This window comes from Bradyrhizobium sp. 17 (assembly GCF_023073515.1).
Lineage (GTDB): Bacteria > Pseudomonadota > Alphaproteobacteria > Rhizobiales > Xanthobacteraceae > Bradyrhizobium > Bradyrhizobium canariense_D.
Genome location: NZ_JADPJQ010000117.1, coordinates 11,485 through 12,779 on the forward strand (window position 1 = coordinate 11,485; position 1,295 = coordinate 12,779).

A 1,295-nucleotide genomic window follows, 5' to 3' on the forward strand; every position below is an offset into this window, starting at 1 on the left:
AAGCGATTACGCGCTCCTCGACGAGAAGACGCTGAGACCGCGCCCGAATTATTGGGCTGCGTTGTTGTGGCGCAAGCTGATGGGGACGACGGTTCTGGACTCCGGCGTCGAGATCGCCGAGGGGCAGCATGTCTACGCGCACTGCCTGCGCGGCGTGCCCGGCGGCGTCGCCCTGCTTGTCCTAAACAATTCAAACAGTGAGACCGTCATGGAGATACCGCTGGAAGGCAGGCGATACACTCTCTCCGCCGAGCAAATGCGGAGCGGCGATGTCGAATTGAACGGGATGTTGCTCAAGCTCGACGAGGGGGGCGATTTTCCGGCCATCGAAGGCGCGGCGACCGCCACGGGATCCGTGTCGTTCGCGCCGGGTACGACCACTTTTCTGACAATCGGGAGTTCACGGAACGCTGCTTGTGGCAGTTCGTGAAAGAGATTTGGGAATGGCGTCGCCGTGGCGTAGCCGAACCTTCGTCAGCCCAGTCAAAATCGCTTGCGCCAAAAAAGAAAGGAGCGAAGACTGGATCGCTTCAGTCATGCGATGGAGCCGCCCATGACCGTCAACGGGAACTCTTCCGATCCGGCACTCCGAAACCTGGAAGCCCTGCTCCCCGACTTGGCTGATCTTTACAAGGACGTGCATTCGCATCCCGAATTGTCGATGCAGGAGACCCGCACTGCCAAGCTGGCGGCGGACAGGCTTACTGCCGCGGGCTTCGAAGTGACGTCGGGCGTCGGAAAAACGGGGGTGGTGGCGCTCCTTCGCAACGGCGACGGCCCGACCGTCATGCTGCGCGCGGACATGGACGCGCTACCCGTTCAGGAAGCGACAGGCCTCCCCTACGCGAGCACGGCGACGGCCACCGATCGAGACGGCAATACGGTCCCGGTATCGCATATGTGCGGCCATGACATGCATGTGACCTGGCTGGCGGGTGCCACCAGGTTGCTCGCGGAAGCCAAGACGTCTTGGCGGGGTACGCTGATGGCGATCTTCCAACCGGCGGAAGAAACAGCTGAAGGTGCTCAGGCCATGATCGACGACGGCTTGTTCAAGCGCTTTCCGAAACCTGACGTCATTCTCGGTCAGCACGTCATGGTGGGGCCTGCGGGCACCGTCGCCGGTCGCCCCGGCGCGATCACCTCCGCTGCGGACAGCCTGCAGATCCGGCTTTTCGGACGTGGTGCGCACGGCTCGATGCCACAGGCCAGCATCGACCCCGTTGTCATGGCCGCCTCGACCGTGCTGCGGCTACAGACGATCGTCTCGCGTGAGGTGGCGGCCGCCGAAGCGG

1 protein-coding gene and 1 pseudogene are annotated in these 1,295 nt (G+C 63.1%); both read left to right on the forward strand.

Annotation, left to right across the window (positions count from 1 at the left end; genetic code table 11):
* Nucleotides 1-430, forward strand: a pseudogene (locus IVB13_RS25050) (hypothetical protein); the annotation flags it as partial.
* A gap of 123 nt (nt 431-553) precedes the next feature.
* Nucleotides 554-1,295: amidohydrolase (locus IVB13_RS25055; protein WP_247490831.1), on the forward strand; the 742-nt coding region annotated here is incomplete at its 3' end.